We start from the raw sequence: 15,091 nt of genomic DNA, 5'->3' as shown, positions 1-15,091 counted from the left end.
TCCTTAAGAGCAATCAGCTCAAAAACTTCTGCAGCAGGTCATTGAGAAAGAGTTGCCCGCGGTCGGTGGCCGCCAGGCGTGACGGTTCGACCTGCATTAAGCCACTTTGTTCGGCATCCTTGCGGGCTTCATCGAGGCTGGCCAGGTCGAGGCCGGTACGCTCTGCGTAAAGCTTCGCTTCGACACCGTCGGTGAGGCGCAGGGCGTTCATCAGGAACTCGAACGGTAACTCTTCGTTGGTCAGTTCTTTCGCGCCGGCCTGGTAATTTTTCGCCGGGTTGAGGTAGTCCTTCGGCGCCCGGGTTTTCCAGGTGCGCACGATGCGCCCGTCCGGGTGGCTGAGCTTGCCGTGGGCGCCGGCACCGATGCCGATGAAGTCGCCAAAGCTCCAGTAGTTCAGGTTATGCCGCGCCGGCCGGCCCGGTTGAGCGTAGGCCGAGACTTCGTACTGGGCGTAACCGTGTTCGGCGAGCAATGCCTGGCCGGCTTCCTGGATGTCCCACAGGGTGTCGTCTTCCGGCAGCACAGGTGGCTGATTCCAGAACACCGTGTTGGGCTCCAGGGTCAGTTGGTACCAGGATAAATGCGTGGGCTTGAGGGCGATGGCCTGGCGCAGGTCGCCCAGAGCGTCCTCCAGGGACTGATCGGGCAAGCCGTGCATCAGGTCCAGGTTGAAGTTGTCGAACCCGGCCTGGCGCGCCATGCCGGCGGCCCGCACGGCTTCGTCACCGTTGTGGATGCGGCCCAGGGCTTCGAGTTTTTCCTGCTGGAAACTCTGGATGCCAATCGACAGGCGATTGATCCCCAGCTTGCGATACGCCACGAACTTCTCTTGCTCGAAGGTTCCCGGGTTGGCTTCCAGGGTGATTTCGATGTCGCTGGCAAACGGGATACGCGCTTCCACGCCCTTGAGCAGCCGGCCCAGCGCAGCGGCGCTGAACAGGCTCGGGGTGCCGCCGCCGAAGAAGATCGAACTCAGCTCACGGCCATACACCGCGTGCAGGTCCTGGTCGAGGTCGGCCAGCAACGCGTCGACGTACTCCTCCTCCGGCAGCACCTTGCTGGCGGTGTGGGAGTTGAAGTCGCAATAAGGGCATTTGCGCACGCACCACGGGATGTGGATGTACAGCGCCAGGGGCGGCAGGTGAGGCAGGGCCGCCCGAGGGGTTTGCGCGCCACCGTGAATCAGTGGCTGCGCGGAGGTGTTCTGGGTCATTTCAGGCCCAGACGCTGGCGCAGCAAATCCATTGCGCGGGCGCGGTGGCTGATCTGGTTCTTGTCGGCCGGGCTCAGTTCGGCGCTGGAGACATTGCGCTCCGGCACCCAGAACAACGGGTCATAACCGAAACCGTGTTCACCGCTGGCCGCATGCAGGATGCGCCCGTGCCACAGGCCTTCGCAGAGAATCGGCAATGGATCATCGGCGTGACGCACCAGGGCCAGCACGCAGACGAACTGTGCGCCACGCTCGGCGTCCGGCACGTCCTTGAGGGCGTCCAGCAGCTTGGCGTTGTTGGCCGCGTCGCCTTTGCCATCGGCATAACGCGCCGAATAGATGCCTGGCGCGCCGCCGAGGAAGTCCACCGCCAGCCCCGAATCGTCGGCCAGTGCCGGCAGGCCGGAAATGCGCGCGGCATTGCGGGCCTTGAGAATGGCGTTCTCGACGAACGACAGGCCGGTCTCTTCCGGCTCTACCTGGCTGAACTCGCCAATCGAGCGCAGTTGCACCGACTGGCCGAGCATGGCCTGGAGTTCTTTGAGCTTGCCAGCGTTATGGCTGGCCAGTACGAGTTGTGTGAGGTTCATCATTCGGCCGGAAACAGTTCCTGGTTGAAACTGAAACCGTGGGCTTTGCCGCCGGTTTCAACGTTGATCGTGAAAATTCGTACTTCCTGCTGCGGCACGGAGTACTGGGCGAGGTAGTAAATCGCACCTTTCTCGGTGATTTGCTTGAAGGTCAGCATCTCACTCTTGCCGCTCAGGTCCTTGACGGTACCTGTCACCTGGGCCACCACGGGCGTGACGCCCTTGATCACCGACACATTGATCACACCCTTGTTCTTGCTGCGCACCAGTTCAACGGCCTGGGCCACGTCGGGCTGCAGGAAGCTGGAGGTGAAGGTGTTGTAGTGCACAGTGATGTCGCCGAAATCTTTCTGGCGATTGGGGTCGATAACGTCCGCCGCCATGGCGCTGACGCCCAGGCAGGCAGTGAGTAGAAAAACAGCCAGGCGACTCATGATCGTCCTCCTTGAATATGGTTAGACGGCAATCTGGTGGTCCGTCAGGCCCGGGCTGCTGACCCGGTAGATCCCGATCTCACCCAACAGGTTAGGCCATAGCTTACTCGCCCAGCCGTGACGGTGCTGTTGATCGACGGCAAGGCGGTTGATGACTTTGGCATCACGCTCGCCACACAGCGCTTCGAAGTCTTCGAAGGTGCAGAAGTGGATGTTTGGCGTGTTGTACCAGGTGTACGGCAGGAAGTCCGACACCGGCATGCGGCCCTTGGTGGCCAGGTACCAGCGGCAGCGCCAGTGACCGAAATTGGGGAAGGTGATGATGCACTGGCGGCCGACGCGCAACATTTCGTCGAGGATCCGGTCCGGGTAGTGCACGGCTTGCAGGGCCTGGGTCATGACCACGATGTCGAAACTGTTGCTGGCGAAGTTGCCCAGGCCCTTGTCCAGGTCCTGCTCGATCACGTTGATGCCCTTGGCCACGCACTGGGCGATGTTGTCCGGGTCGTTTTCCAGGCCATAGCCGGTGACTTGCTTGTTGTCGCGCAGCCAGCTCAGCAGTTCGCCATCGCCGCAGCCCAGGTCGAGCACGCGGCTGCCGGCGGGGATCCAGTCTTGGATGATTTCCAGGTCGGCTCTCATGGCGTTCTCCCAAAGCGTAAGCAATTCATATAAGCGCTATTCGGTTCATGTAGTTGCGAAAGGCCTGCAGGTAGCGTGGGATCGGGATCAGGAACGCGTCATGGCCCTGCGGTGCATCGATCTCCAGGTAGCAGACGTCTTTCTTGGCGGCCATCAGTGCATCCACCAGTTCCCGCGAGCGGGCCGGCGAGAAGCGCCAGTCGGTGGTGAACGACATCACGCAGAACTTCGATGTGGCGTTTTCGAAGGTCTTCGCCAGGTCATCGTCAAAGTTCGCCGCCGGGTCGAAGTAGTCCAGGGCCTTGGTCATCAGCAGGTAGGTGTTGGCGTCGAAACGTCCGGAAAACTCCTCGCCCTGATAACGCAGGTAGCTCTCGACCTGGAACTCGACGCTGTGGAAGTCGTAGTTGAGCTTTTCGCTCTTGAGCCCACGGCCGAATTTCTCGCCCATGGAGTCATCCGACAGGTAGGTGATGTGGCCGACCATCCGCGCGAGCATCAGCCCGCGCTTGGGGATCACGCCCGCTTCCTGGAACGAACCGCCGTGGAACTCGGGGTCGGTGAGGATCGCCTGGCGCGCCACTTCGTTGAAGGCGATGTTCTGCGCCGACAATTTTGGGGCCGAGGCGATTGCCAGGCAATGGCGCACGCGGTCCGGGTAAGTGATGGTCCATTGCAGGGCCTGCATGCCTCCCAGGCTGCCGCCGATCACGGCGGCCCATTGGGCGATGCCGAGTACGTCGGCCAGGCGGGCCTGGCTGTGCACCCAGTCTTCCACGGTCAGCACCGGGAAGTCGGCACCAAACGGCTTGCCGGTTTCCGGGTTGAGGCTGCTGGGGCCGGTGGAGCCGTTGCAGCCGCCAAGGTTGTTCAGGCTGACCACGAAGAACGTGTTGGTGTCGATGGGCTTGCCGGGGCCGATGCAGCTGTCCCACCAGCCGGGCTTGCGCTCGTCCACGCTATGGAAACCCGCAGCGTGGTGATGACCGGACAGGGCGTGGCAGATCAGCACGGCATTGCTGCCTGTGGCGTTCAGTTGGCCGTAGGTTTCATAGATCAGGTCGTAGGCGGGCAGCGAACGGCCGCAGGCCAGGGCCAGCGGTTCGCTGAAGTGCGCCACTTGGGGCACGACCAGTCCAACAGAATCGGGGGGAAAGGCAGCTGGCATCGACCCTGCTCTCGTTTAAATGAGGCGTAAGTCTAAAGACCGCTGCACCCAGCGGCAAGCAAAGGCCGGCGGCAGGTGTTTTTAGGGTTTTTTGGGGCAAGGGAGCAAGCTCCCTTGCCATCCAGCTATCAGATCAGACCGAACAGTTCTTTGGGCATGAATGCGTAGAACGCCAAACGTGGAATCACCCAGCTTTGCAGCAACTGAATCGCGATAAACGCGAAGATCGGCGAGATATCCAGGCCACCCAGGTTAGGCACCAGGCGACGGAACGGCGCCAGCACCGGCTCGGTGATCTGGGCCACCAGCTCGGCGCCAGGGCTGCGGCTGCCCGGTGCAACCCAAGACAGGATCACGCTGATGATCATCGACCAGAAAATGATCTTCAAGAACAGCGAGAAAATCCCGATCAAGGCCCACGGCAGCAACAGCAGCGTGGTGGCCTGATAGCCATTGAGCAGCAGGATCACCGCGAACAGCAGGATCTGCAGCAGCAGCGCCAATACCAGCGACGACATGTCCAGGCCGAACAGGCTCGGGATCACCCGGCGCAATGGCTTGAGCAGCGGCTGCGTGGCCTTCACCACGAATTGGCACAGCGGGTTGTAGAAGTTCGCCCGCACCAGTTGCAGGATAAAACGCATCAGCACGATCAGCAGGTACAGGCTGCCCAGGGTCTGGATGATGAAAATGGCAGCGTCATTGATTCCGAGCATGTTTGATTCCTATGTGGGGGACGACTATTTGCCCAGCTGCTCGGCCATTTCGGCCGAACGATGTGCTGCGGCACCCAGTGCTTTTTCCACCAGGGCTTCAAAGCCCCCGGCCTGGAATGATTCGATGGCAGCCTGCGTGGTGCCGCCCGGCGAGGTCACGCGACGACGCAATTCTGCGGCATCCACATCGCTGCCGACCGCCATGTTCGCGGCGCCCAGGGCGGTTTGCTCGGCCAGTTGCTCAGCGATTTCGTGGGGCAAGCCCAGCTTCACGCCGGCGGCGGTCATGGCTTCGATCAGCAGGAAGAAGTAGGCCGGGCCGCTGCCGGACACGGCGGTGACCGCATCCAGTTGCTGCTCTTGCTCCAGCCACAGCGCGATACCCACGGCGGACAACAGCTCTTGTGCCTGATCGCGCTGGGCAGCGGTCACTTCGCGGGTGGCGTACAGACCGCTCACGCCCTTGCGCAGCAGCGCCGGGGTGTTGGGCATGCAGCGCACGATCGGCTGGGTACCGAGCCAGTTATTCATGCTGGCGCAGGTGATGCCGGCGGCGATGGACACCACCAGTTGATGGGGCTTGAGGCTGGGGCGCAGGCTTTCGCACACGGCTTTCATGGCTTGTGGCTTGACCGCCAGCACCACCACATCAACGCCTTCAATCGCTTGTGCGTTGTCGGCGAAGGTTTCGATACCGTGCTCGGCGCTGACGCGGGAGCGGGTGTCGGCGCCCGGGTCGCTGGCGCGAATCTGTTGTGCTTCCAGGCCCTTGGCCCGCAGGCCGCCGATCAGGCTGGCCGCCATGTTACCGGCGCCGATAAAGGCAATACGCGTGTTGCTCATGACAGGTCCTTACTCAGATGGATGTCAGCCATTTCACGGCTGGCCGTAGTCGCGGGCACCAAACAGGGCGGTACCGATCCGCACCCAGGTGGCCCCTTGGGCGATGGCCGACTCAAGGTCATGGCTCATGCCCATGGAAAGTGTGTCGAGCGGCAGGTTCAGGCTCGCCTGCAGGTCTCGCACGGTGGCGAAGGCGGCGTCCTGCTCGGCACGGTCGTCGGTCGGCTCGGGGATCGCCATCAAACCGCGCAGCTTCAGGCGCGGCAGGGCGCTGATGGCTTCGGCCAGGGCGGGCAGGTCGGCGGGTGTACAGCCGGACTTGCTGGCTTCGCCACTGACATTGACCTGGATGCAGATATTCAGCGGTGGCAGGTCAGCCGGGCGTTGCTCGGACAGGCGTTGTGCGATTTTCAGGCGGTCCACGGAATGCACCCAGGCGAAGTTCTCGGCGATCGCACGAGTCTTGTTCGATTGAATGGGGCCGATGAAGTGCCAACTCAAGGGCAGGTCGGTTAATTCGGCCTGTTTGCCCAAGGCTTCCTGCAGATAATTCTCGCCAAAGTCCCGCATCCCGGCGGCATGGGCTTCGCGCACGGCGTGTGCCGGTTTGGTCTTGCTCACGGCCAGCAGGTGCACGCTGCTGGCGTCGCGCTGCGAGGCCTCGGCCGCTGCCCGGATCCGCTCGGAAACCAGGCTGATGTTGTCTGCTATGGTCGACATTCAAGTTGCGCCCGTGGATATGGAGTCCGCGGCATTCTACTGGAAATGGAAAGCCCTATGGATATCACTGAACTGCTGGCCGCCGGCGTGCGCCTGCGGGCCTCGGACCTGCATCTGTCGGCCGGGCTGGCGCCGATGTTGCGAGTGGATGGCGAAGTCTGGCCCCTCGATTGGCCGGTGCTCGAGCCTGCGCAAGTGGCGGATTTACTCAGCCCTTTACTCAACAATCACCAGCAAAAGGATTTCGAAACATCTCTTGAAACGGATTTTGCCTTCGAGTTGCCCGAGGTGGCGCGGTTTCGGGTGAATGTGTTCCAGCAACACCGGGGCATGGGCGCGGTGTTTCGTACCATCCCGTCGGCGGTGCAGAGCCTGGAGGGCCTGGGGTTGGGTGAGGTGTTCCGGCGCATCGCGGATTTGCCCCGCGGGCTGGTCTTGGTCACCGGGCCGACCGGTTCCGGCAAGTCTACGACCCTGGCGGCGATGATTGATTACCTCAACACCCATCGCCGCCAGCACATCCTCACCCTTGAAGACCCGATCGAGTTTATCCATCAACCGAAAAACGCCCTGATCAACCAACGGCAGGTGCATCGCGACACTCACAGTTTCTCGGCCGCCCTGCGTTCGGCATTGCGGGAAGACCCGGATGTGATTCTGGTGGGGGAGTTGCGGGACCTCGAAACTATCCGCCTGGCGCTGACAGCAGCGGAAACCGGGCATCTGGTGTTTGGCACGTTGCACACCACCTCGGCGGCAAAAACCGTGGATCGGGTGGTGGACGTATTTCCGGCCGGTGAAAAGGCCATGGTCCGCTCGATGCTCTCGGAGTCATTGCAGGCGGTGGTGTCCCAGGTGCTGGTGAAGAAAGTCGGCGGCGGGCGGGTGGCGGCTCACGAAATCATGCTGGGTACTCCGGCGATTCGGAACCTGATCCGCGAGGACAAGGTGGCGCAGATGTACTCGGCGATCCAGACCGGCGGGGCGCTGGGGATGACGACGCTGGACATGAGCTTGAAGGCGTTGGTCAGCCAAGGGCTGATCAGCCGGGAACATGCCCGGGAGAAGGCGAGGGTGCCTGGGGATGTTTGAGATCGCTTGGACGATGAACATTTAATGCAGGACTGGCTTATGTGGGAGCCGGGCTTGCCCGCGATGCAGGCACCCCGGTGTATCAGTCACACCGCAGTGATGCTATCGCAGGCAAGCCAGCTCCCACACAAGCCCGCTCACCAAAGCAAGCCCGCTCCCAAGTCAGCCGGGTATCAGCGCTGCACAATCCGCAGATTGTTCTGTTCTTTAGGCAGGACACGTTTGGCAATTACGTAGTTCTTGTCCCAGAACGGCTTCTTCAGCGTATCGATGCTCACGGACTTGCCACGACGCGGTGCGTGGATGAAACGGTCGTTGCCCAGGTAGATGGCAACGTGGTTCACCTGGCGGCTCTTCAGTTTGAAGAACAACAGGTCACCCGGTTTCAAATCCTTGCGCTCAACCTTCAGCCCGTGGCCAGCGGCCATGGCATTGGAAGTGCGCGGCAAATCCACGGCTTTTACGTCGTTAAATGCATATTTCACCAAACCACTGCAGTCGAACCCTTTACTTGGGCTGCTGCCGCCCCAACGATAAGGGGTACCGAGCACGTTAACGGCGCGGCTGAGGACGTTGCTGCTTTGTTTGGTGTTGACGGCCATCAGCCCTGGAGCTGTTTTACCGTGCGCCTTGCTCAGTTGAGTCGGGCGCTTCACGGTCAGCTTTACCGATTTGGCGGAGCTGGTGGCAGCGTGAACTTTAGGGGTGAAACCGTTAACTTCTGGAAGACGTTGCTCACGATTGGTGGCGTGGGCGGCCAGTGGCATTAATAGGCAAATGGTTAGCCATGTCTTGAAAAATGGTCGCATTAGGCGTGGCTCTTTTTGGTTTGCGCGCAACTTTATAACAGCTTTTTGTGTCGTTCTAAGGCCGTTTGTCGACTGAACCCTGGGGTCAAATTCAGGAAAACCGTGACGAATTGCCGCGATTGTCCTACACAAGTCAGGCGGTATAAGGCTTTGAGGGAAGCGAAGATACCATTTGCCGCATGTCGGGCGCCCGTAAAAAAGTCACAAAGAAACCAGAAATATTTATCTATCGAGGCAAAAGGGGTACTCCATGAACACCTATCGACAGGATGTTTCGCAACAAGACACCCACAGCAAGGTGATCGGTTACCTGCTTTGGATTTTCGGTTTTACCGGCGCTCACCGCTTTTATTACGGCAAGCCAGTGACCGGGACGATCTGGTTTTTCACCTTCGGGTTACTCGGGATTGGTTGGCTGATCGACTTGTTCCTGATTCCGGCGATGGACCGGGAAGCGGACCTGCGATTCACCGCCGGGCCCATTGAGTACAACGTGGCCTGGATCCTGTTGGCGTTCCTGGGTGTGTTCGGCTTGCACCGCATGTATCAGGGCAAATGGATCAGCGGGATCATTTACCTGCTGACGGGTGGTTTGTTCCTGATTGGCGTGCTGTACGACTTCTGGACGTTGAATACGCAGATTTCGATCCGTAATGCCGAGCGTAACGGCGGTCGTTAAGCGCTCTAAACCAATGTGGGCGCGGTCAAGTGTAGGAGCTGGCTTGCCTGCGATGCGGGCACCTCGGTGTATCTGATGTACCGAGGTGATGCTATCGCAGGCAAGCCAGCTCCCACATTTACCGTGCCCACTTTGGATCGGGTTTAAGCCTGGTAGCTGATCCGCCCATCCACCAGCGTGTACCGCACAGTCGCCGGCAGGCTATGGCCGATGAACGGGCAGTTCTCGCCCTTGGACAGCCAGTGTTCCCCGGCAATCGTGGAGCTGGCCGGATCAAACAGCACCAGGTCCGCCGCCGAACCCACCGCCAGCTTGCCCGCCGGCAGGCGCAGCGCCTCGGCAGGGCCCGCACTGAGGCGTGCCAGCAGGGTCGGCAGGTCCAGCAAGCCATCCTCCACCAGCGTCATCGCCAGCGGCAGCAACAGCTCGACACTGCTGATGCCCGGCTCTGTCGCACCGAACGGCGCCAGCTTGGCATCCCGCTCGTGAGGCTGGTGATGGCTGGAAATCGCCGAAACCACCCCGGACTTCACCGCCGCGCGCAAACCGTCACGGTCAGCGCGGGTACGCAGGGGCGGCTGCACGTGATACAGACTGGAGAAGTCGATCAGTGCCTCATCCGTCAAAATCAGCTGATACAGCGCCACGTCCGCCGTCACCGGCAAACCGCGGGCTTGCGCCTGAGCGATCAGTGCCACGCCACGAGCGCTGGTCAGCTGGCTGAAGTGCGCGCGTACGCCGCTTTGCTCCACCAGCAGCAGGTCCCGGGCCAGGGCCACGGTTTCAGCGGTTTCCGGGATGCCCGGCAGGCCGAGGAAGCTCGCCGTAGCGCCTTCGTGGGCCAGGCCGCCTTCGGCCAGGTCACGGTCCTGTGAGTGGAAAATCACCGTCAGGTCAAAGGTCGCTGCGTATTCCAGCGCGCGGCACAGGGTACGGGTGCTGCGAAAGCTCTCCAGGCCGTTGCCAAAGGCCACGCAGCCGGCGTCGCGCAAGGCGATCAGCTCGGCCAGCTGTTCGCCGTCCAGGCCTTTGCTCAGGGCGCCGATGGGGAACACTTTGCAGTTACCGGCTTCGCGGGCGCGGTCCAGGATCAGCTCGGTCACGGCCGAGGTGTCCAGCACCGGTTTGGTGTGGGGCGGGCAGCACAGGCTGGTGACGCCACCGGCCGCGGCGGCGCGGGTTTCGCTGGTGATGTTGCCCTTGCGGCTGTAACCCGGCTCGCGCAGGGCGACGTTCAGGTCTACCAGGCCGGGCGCGGCGATCAGGCCTTTGGCGTTAATGGTTTCGCTGGCGCTGAAGCCTGCGGGTGCGGCGCCGATGGCAATGATCTTGCCGGCTTCCAGGTGCAGATCGGTGACTTGATCCAGGCCGCTGGCCGGATCGATGACTCGGGCGCCGAGAATGCTGAGCTTCACTGGGCGTTCTCCTGCTCGAATTGACGTTGCGCGGTTTGCCCGCTCATGGCCATGGACAGCACGGCCATGCGGATGGCGATGCCGTAGGTCACCTGGTTGAGAATCACCGACTGCGGGCCGTCGGCCACCGCCGACTCAATCTCCACGCCACGGTTGATCGGCCCCGGGTGCATCACAATGGCGTCCGGCTTGGCGCCGGCCAGGCGTGCGGTGGTCAGGCCGAACAGGCGATAGAATTCGCCCTCGCTCGGCAGCAGGCCGCCGGCCATGCGCTCGCGTTGCAGGCGCAGCATGATCACCACGTCCACATCCTTCAGGCCCTCGGCCATGTCGGTGTAGACCTTCACGCCGTATTGCTCGATGCCGATCGGCAGCAGGGTTTTTGGCGCGATCACGCGGATGTCCGGGCAACCCAGGGCTTTCAGGGCCAGCATGTTCGAGCGTGCAACCCGCGAGTGCAGGATGTCGCCGACGATGGCCACCGAGAGGTTTTCAAAGCTGCCCTTGTGCCGACGAATCGTCAGCATGTCGAGCATGCCCTGGGTCGGGTGGGCGTGGCGGCCGTCGCCGCCGTTGATGATTGCTACGTTCGGGCACACGTGTTCGGCGATGAAGTGCGCGGCGCCGGAGTCGCCGTGGCGCACCACGAACATGTCGGCGGCCATGGCTTCCAGGTTGCGCAGGGTGTCGAGCAGGGTTTCGCCCTTGCTCGCCGACGAGGTGGACACGTTCAGTGTGATCACGTCAGCCGACAGGCGCTGGGCCGCCAGCTCAAAGGTGGTGCGGGTGCGGGTCGAGTTCTCGAAGAACACGTTGCAGATGGTCTTGCCGCGCAACAACGGGACTTTTTTCACCGCCCGGCCGCCGACTTCGAGAAACGAGTCGGCCGTGTCGAGGATTTCGGTGAGCAGTTCGCGGGGCAAGCCGTCGAGGGACAGGAAGTGTTGCAGCTGGCCCTGAGCATTGAGCTGCAGCGGGCGCTTGGCATCTAGAGGCGTCATCGCGGGGACTCTTTACAAGGCGGTTTAAAGGGCAAGGTCTTGCAGTTCGAGTTCGAGCGGCGTGGGACCGGACAATTTTACCCGCTGGTGGGCTTCGAGGGACAGTGTGGCGCCGACCACGTCCGGGCTGATCGGCAACTCGCCGGCGTCCAGGTCCAGCAGGCAGACCAGGGTCACGCTGGCCGGGCGGCCGTAGTCGAACAGTTCGTTCATGGCGGCGCGAATGGTGCGACCGCTCATCAGTACGTCATCGATCAGCACCAGGTGCTGGCCTTCAATCTCGAACGGCAGGGCCGAAGGGCGCACTTGCGGGTGCAGGCCGTTCTGGCTGAAGTCGTCGCGGTAGAAGGACACGTCCAGGGTGCCGAGGGGCGAGTTGCTGCCCAGTTCTTCCAGCAGCGCCTGGGCCACCCACACGCCACCGGTGCGAATGCCGATAAAGCGCGGTTCGCTGATGGCACGGTGTTCCAGGTGCGCCTTGAGGCGGATCGCCATCTGGCTGATCAGATCGGCGGGATTGGGCAGGCTCATGGGTGCTCCTTCTAGGCCTCGCGCAGGCAAGGTCCGGGCTCAAACGTAAGAAGACGCGGCAAGCCGCGTCAGTCAGGATTCAAATAAAGCGGTGTTTTCATCCAGCCAGCCCTGCAACAGCAAGGCCGCGGCGATGGCATCCACCGGGTTGTCGCGGTAGCTGCCTTTCTGCCCGCCACGGTCGCGGCGCTCGCCCTTGGCTTCGAACGTGGTCAGGCGTTCGTCGTGGGTATAGAAGGGCAGGTTGTAGCGGCCATTCAGGCGGCGGGCGAATTTTTCGGCCCGCAGGCACATCTCGCTCGGGGTGCCGTCCATGTTCAAGGGCAGGCCGACGACTACGGCGTCGGGCTTCCACTCCTTGATCAGGGCCTCGACCTGGTTCCAGTCGGGCACGCCGTTTTGGGCTTTCAGGGTGCACAGCTCGCGGGCCTGGCCGGTGATGACCTGGCCGACAGCGACGCCAATCTGTTTGGTGCCGTAGTCAAAACCGAGGATCAGACGCAAGGCCATCAGGCGTGCCCCGCCTGGCTGGTCAGCAGGCTGAGATTGATCCGCAGCTTGGCCGCGGCGGCTTCCAGGCGCAGTTCGCTGGGGGTATTGAACAGGATGTCGGCATCAAACGGGCAGGTCAGCCAGGCATTGCTCGCCAGCTCCGCCTCCAGTTGCCCGGCTTCCCAGCCGGCGTAACCCAGGGTGATCACACTTTGATCAGGCCCGATGCCGTCCGCAATGGCGAACAACACGTCCTGGGACGTGGACAGGGACAACCCTTCAAGGTCCACGGTCGCCTGGAATTTCGGCCCGGTGGGGTGCAGCACAAAACCCCGGTCCGTCTGCACCGGCCCGCCGATGTAGATCGGTACGTGCTGGCAGCTGGCGGGCGGGTCGATGTCCGGGCGCAGTTGCTCGAGGATATCGGCCAGGTTCAGGTCTTGCGGGCGGTTGACCACCAGCCCCATCGCACCATTGGCGGTGTGCTCGACGATGTAGGTCAAGGTCTGCGCAAAGTTCGGGTCGGCCATATGGGGCATGGCGATCAGGAATTGGTGCTTGAGGTAGGTCGGGCTGACATTTTTCATGTCCGCTAGTGTGGCGTTGGAGGGGCGAACTGACAAGCTGAGGATGCGTACGACATTGGCGCAATCCTCAATTACTGGAAAGCCGATCACCCTTGGCAAAGCGCCAGGTGCGAATGATTTCCAGGCGGTCGATGTCGTTCAAGTCCCCGGTAAACGGTGCAAAGGGCGCCGCCAGGCGCACGATGCGTTGCGCCGCCTGGTCCAGCAGCGGCTGGCCGGAAGACTCCAGCACCTGCACTTCGTACAAGGTGCCATCGCGGTTGATCGATACCAGCAGTCGCAAATTACCGTAGATCTGCTGGCGGCGGGCTTCGTCCGGGTAGTTCAGGTTGCCGATGCGCTCGACCTTCTTGCGCCACTCGTCCTTATACCAGGCGCCTTTGTCGCGCATGGTGGAGGCGGCATTCAGGCGGTAGATGCGCGGGCGCTTGGCGTACAGCTGTTGTTCGTGGGCCAGTTCGGCTTCCAGGCTGGAGATTTCACTGGAGAGTTGCGAGCTGTCAAACGTCGGGGCCGGCGTCGTCGGCGCGGGTTCGGTCTTGGCCTTTTCGCGCTGGGTCGGGGCTTTTTGCGGTTTGGGCGCCACGGTCGTGACGGCGGCCTTGGGTGCAGCCTGTTTCACCTCCGGCTTGGGCGTCGGTGGTGGCGTGACCTTATTGACCTTGTTGTCCTGGAACGGCGCCACTTCGGTGGTCTTGGGCACCGCCTTCTTGTCGAGGGTGCCGCTGCCTTGCTGGTTGTCCTGAGCGAGAAAGTCAGCCTTTTCGGGCTTCTTTTCGCTTTTGAAGGTGGCAAGGGTGATTTCCAGGGTCTTGGTGATCTGCTTGGGTTCGGCAAACGTGAAGCCCAGGCCGAGGATCAATGCCAGGTGAATCAACGCCGCCAGAAACAGGGTAAATCCGAGCCGATCAGCCGGGCGCACGCCGCTGTGGGAGAGTTCGGGGGGCAGATCGGACGGGAGCGTCATGACAAGAAAACCAACATCGCGCATTTCACAGGTGGGGCATGATAGCGCAATGTTGGTTTGTGTCCGGCTGTTCTATGTCACTTGGCTTGTAGCTTGGAGGCAATCGCCGCCATCAGCATTTCGCCGATGTTCGTGCCAAATGCATTGTCGATCTCGCGAATACAGGTCGGGCTGGTGACGTTGATTTCGGTGAGGTTCTCGCCGATAACGTCAAGTCCTACAAATAGCAGGCCTTTTTCGCGCAGGGTTGGGCCGACTTGGGCTGCAATCCAGCGATCCTTGTCTGTCAGCGGTCGGGCTTCACCCCGGCCACCGGCCGCCAGGTTGCCGCGGGTCTCGCCGGCGGCCGGAATACGCGCCAGGCAGTAAGGCACCGGCTCGCCATCGATCATCAGGATGCGCTTGTCGCCGTCCTTGATCGCCGGAATGTAGGCCTGGCCCATGATCTGCTGGGTGCCCAGCGCGGTCAGGGTTTCGAGGATCACCGACAGGTTCGGGTCGCCGGCGCGGTGGCGGAAGATCGACGTGCCGCCCATGCCGTCCAGCGGCTTGAGGATCACGTCACCGTGCTTGGCGGCGAATTCACGCAGCACGTCGGCGCGGCGGCTGACCACGGTCGGCGGTGTGCACTGTGGGAACAGCGTGGCGAACAGCTTTTCATTGCAGTCGCGCAGGCTCTGGGGCTTGTTGACGATCAGCACGCCCGCGCGCTCGGCCTGCTCCAGCAGGTAGGTGGAGTAGACGAACTCCATGTCGAATGGCGGATCCTTGCGCATCAGGATCACGTCGAGGTCGCTCAGGGGGCTGTCGATTTCGTCTTGCAGTTCGAACCACTTCTCGGGGTTGGCAAACACCTGCAGGGGGCGCATCCGTGCCCGCGCTTCACCGTCACCCTGGTAAAGGTCCGGCTGTTCCATATAGAACAGGCTCCAGCCGCGGGCCTGGGCGGCCAGCAGCATGGCCAGCGAGCTATCCTTTTTATAGGAGATGCTGGCGATAGGGTCCATGACAATGCCGACGCGAACGCTCATGGGGGATTTCCTCTAGCAAATAAGGGCGCATAAAAGTGGCGTCAGAGTGGCGCTGCGGCTGTTGTGGGTCAAGGAAAAACCACCGCGCGGGTCGGCCGATAGATTGCGTTCTGAGACTGTGCTAAAAAGGCTGCCATGGCGTATCAGCCCTTGAATTC

The 15,091-nt window shown here is 61.9% G+C and carries 18 protein-coding genes; 2 read left to right on the top strand and 16 right to left on the bottom strand.

Annotation, left to right across the window (positions count from 1 at the left end; genetic code table 11):
- Positions 1–13: 13 nt before the first annotated feature.
- The 8 genes from hemW to JFV30_RS27055 form a co-directional block, all read right to left on the bottom strand.
- A complete protein-coding gene (gene hemW / locus JFV30_RS27090) occupies positions 14–1,216 on the bottom strand; it encodes a radical SAM family heme chaperone HemW (RefSeq protein WP_010167704.1) in 1,203 nt (400 codons plus the stop codon).
- Complete coding sequence (rdgB, locus tag JFV30_RS27085; protein ID WP_010167702.1) at positions 1,213–1,809, bottom strand: RdgB/HAM1 family non-canonical purine NTP pyrophosphatase; 597 nt, start codon at positions 1,807–1,809, stop codon at positions 1,213–1,215. The genes hemW and rdgB overlap by 4 nt, the downstream gene beginning before the upstream one ends.
- Positions 1,806–2,240, bottom strand: coding sequence for a DUF4426 domain-containing protein (locus JFV30_RS27080; protein WP_010167700.1), 435 nt, complete (start codon positions 2,238–2,240; stop codon positions 1,806–1,808). The genes rdgB and JFV30_RS27080 overlap by 4 nt, the downstream gene beginning before the upstream one ends.
- Positions 2,241–2,261: 21 nt before the next feature.
- Positions 2,262–2,882 carry a methionine biosynthesis protein MetW gene (gene metW, locus JFV30_RS27075; RefSeq protein ID WP_010167698.1) on the bottom strand — a complete coding sequence of 207 codons (621 nt, stop codon included), beginning with the start codon at positions 2,880–2,882 and terminating at the stop codon, positions 2,262–2,264.
- Positions 2,883–2,907: 25 nt separating this feature from the next.
- Positions 2,908–4,050, bottom strand: a complete 1,143-nt coding sequence (metX, locus tag JFV30_RS27070) for a homoserine O-succinyltransferase MetX (RefSeq protein ID WP_201125610.1) — start codon at positions 4,048–4,050, stop codon at positions 2,908–2,910.
- A gap of 128 nt (positions 4,051–4,178) precedes the next feature.
- Complete coding sequence (locus JFV30_RS27065; RefSeq protein ID WP_003213764.1) at positions 4,179–4,766, bottom strand: YggT family protein; 588 nt, start codon at positions 4,764–4,766, stop codon at positions 4,179–4,181.
- Between the two features lie 24 nt (positions 4,767–4,790).
- Positions 4,791–5,609 carry a pyrroline-5-carboxylate reductase gene (gene proC, locus JFV30_RS27060; RefSeq protein WP_201125609.1) on the bottom strand — a complete coding sequence of 273 codons (819 nt, stop codon included), beginning with the start codon at positions 5,607–5,609 and terminating at the stop codon, positions 4,791–4,793.
- A 33-nt stretch (positions 5,610–5,642) separates the two neighbouring features.
- Positions 5,643–6,329, bottom strand: coding sequence for a YggS family pyridoxal phosphate-dependent enzyme (locus JFV30_RS27055; protein WP_010167690.1), 687 nt, complete (start codon positions 6,327–6,329; stop codon positions 5,643–5,645).
- A gap of 57 nt (positions 6,330–6,386) precedes the next feature.
- Here JFV30_RS27055 and JFV30_RS27050 point away from each other — a divergent pair, with 57 nt between their 5' ends.
- Positions 6,387–7,421: a type IV pilus twitching motility protein PilT gene (locus JFV30_RS27050; RefSeq protein WP_201125608.1), complete on the top strand. Its 1,035-nt coding sequence runs from the start codon at positions 6,387–6,389 to the stop codon at positions 7,419–7,421.
- 173 nt (positions 7,422–7,594) lie between these two features.
- On the opposite strand, the gene JFV30_RS27045 is transcribed toward JFV30_RS27050, so the two are convergent.
- The gene (locus JFV30_RS27045; protein ID WP_032881810.1) at positions 7,595–8,230 is read right to left on the bottom strand and encodes a C40 family peptidase; all 636 of its coding nucleotides are present in this window, start codon (positions 8,228–8,230) and stop codon (positions 7,595–7,597) included.
- Positions 8,231–8,480: 250 nt separating this feature from the next.
- On the opposite strand from JFV30_RS27045, the gene JFV30_RS27040 reads away from it, so the two are divergent.
- Positions 8,481–8,909: an NINE protein gene (locus JFV30_RS27040; protein ID WP_010167684.1), complete on the top strand. Its 429-nt coding sequence runs from the start codon at positions 8,481–8,483 to the stop codon at positions 8,907–8,909.
- A gap of 143 nt (positions 8,910–9,052) precedes the next feature.
- Here JFV30_RS27040 and JFV30_RS27035 read toward each other — a convergent pair whose 3' ends face one another.
- From JFV30_RS27035 to gshB, 7 genes are all read right to left on the bottom strand, one after another.
- Entirely contained in the window at positions 9,053–10,324 is a 1,272-nt protein-coding gene (locus tag JFV30_RS27035; RefSeq protein ID WP_201125607.1) for a dihydroorotase, read from the bottom strand.
- Positions 10,321–11,325, bottom strand: coding sequence for an aspartate carbamoyltransferase catalytic subunit (locus tag JFV30_RS27030; protein WP_010167680.1), 1,005 nt, complete (start codon positions 11,323–11,325; stop codon positions 10,321–10,323). Before JFV30_RS27030 ends, JFV30_RS27035 begins: the two co-directional genes overlap by 4 nt.
- A 24-nt stretch (positions 11,326–11,349) precedes the next feature.
- Positions 11,350–11,856 (bottom strand): bifunctional pyr operon transcriptional regulator/uracil phosphoribosyltransferase PyrR, encoded by a 507-nt coding sequence (pyrR, locus tag JFV30_RS27025; protein ID WP_010167678.1) that lies wholly within the window; start codon positions 11,854–11,856, stop codon positions 11,350–11,352.
- 72 nt (positions 11,857–11,928) lie between these two features.
- Positions 11,929–12,366: a Holliday junction resolvase RuvX gene (gene ruvX / locus JFV30_RS27020; RefSeq protein WP_003213744.1), complete on the bottom strand. Its 438-nt coding sequence runs from the start codon at positions 12,364–12,366 to the stop codon at positions 11,929–11,931.
- Positions 12,366–12,935 carry a YqgE/AlgH family protein gene (locus JFV30_RS27015; protein ID WP_010167675.1) on the bottom strand — a complete coding sequence of 190 codons (570 nt, stop codon included), beginning with the start codon at positions 12,933–12,935 and terminating at the stop codon, positions 12,366–12,368. The genes ruvX and JFV30_RS27015 overlap by 1 nt, the downstream gene beginning before the upstream one ends.
- 67 nt (positions 12,936–13,002) lie before the next feature.
- Complete coding sequence (locus JFV30_RS27010) at positions 13,003–13,902, bottom strand: energy transducer TonB (protein ID WP_010167674.1); 900 nt, start codon at positions 13,900–13,902, stop codon at positions 13,003–13,005.
- 77 nt (positions 13,903–13,979) lie between these two features.
- Positions 13,980–14,933 (bottom strand): glutathione synthase, encoded by a 954-nt coding sequence (gene gshB / locus JFV30_RS27005; RefSeq protein WP_010167673.1) that lies wholly within the window; start codon positions 14,931–14,933, stop codon positions 13,980–13,982.
- Positions 14,934–15,091 lie beyond the last annotated feature (158 nt).

Origin of the sequence: Pseudomonas sp. TH32 (genome assembly GCF_016650855.1) — a bacterium.
In the GTDB taxonomy this organism is placed as follows: domain Bacteria; phylum Pseudomonadota; class Gammaproteobacteria; order Pseudomonadales; family Pseudomonadaceae; genus Aquipseudomonas.
The sequence above is the reverse complement of the archived record's forward strand: the minus strand, read 5'-3'. Positions and strand labels throughout refer to the sequence as shown.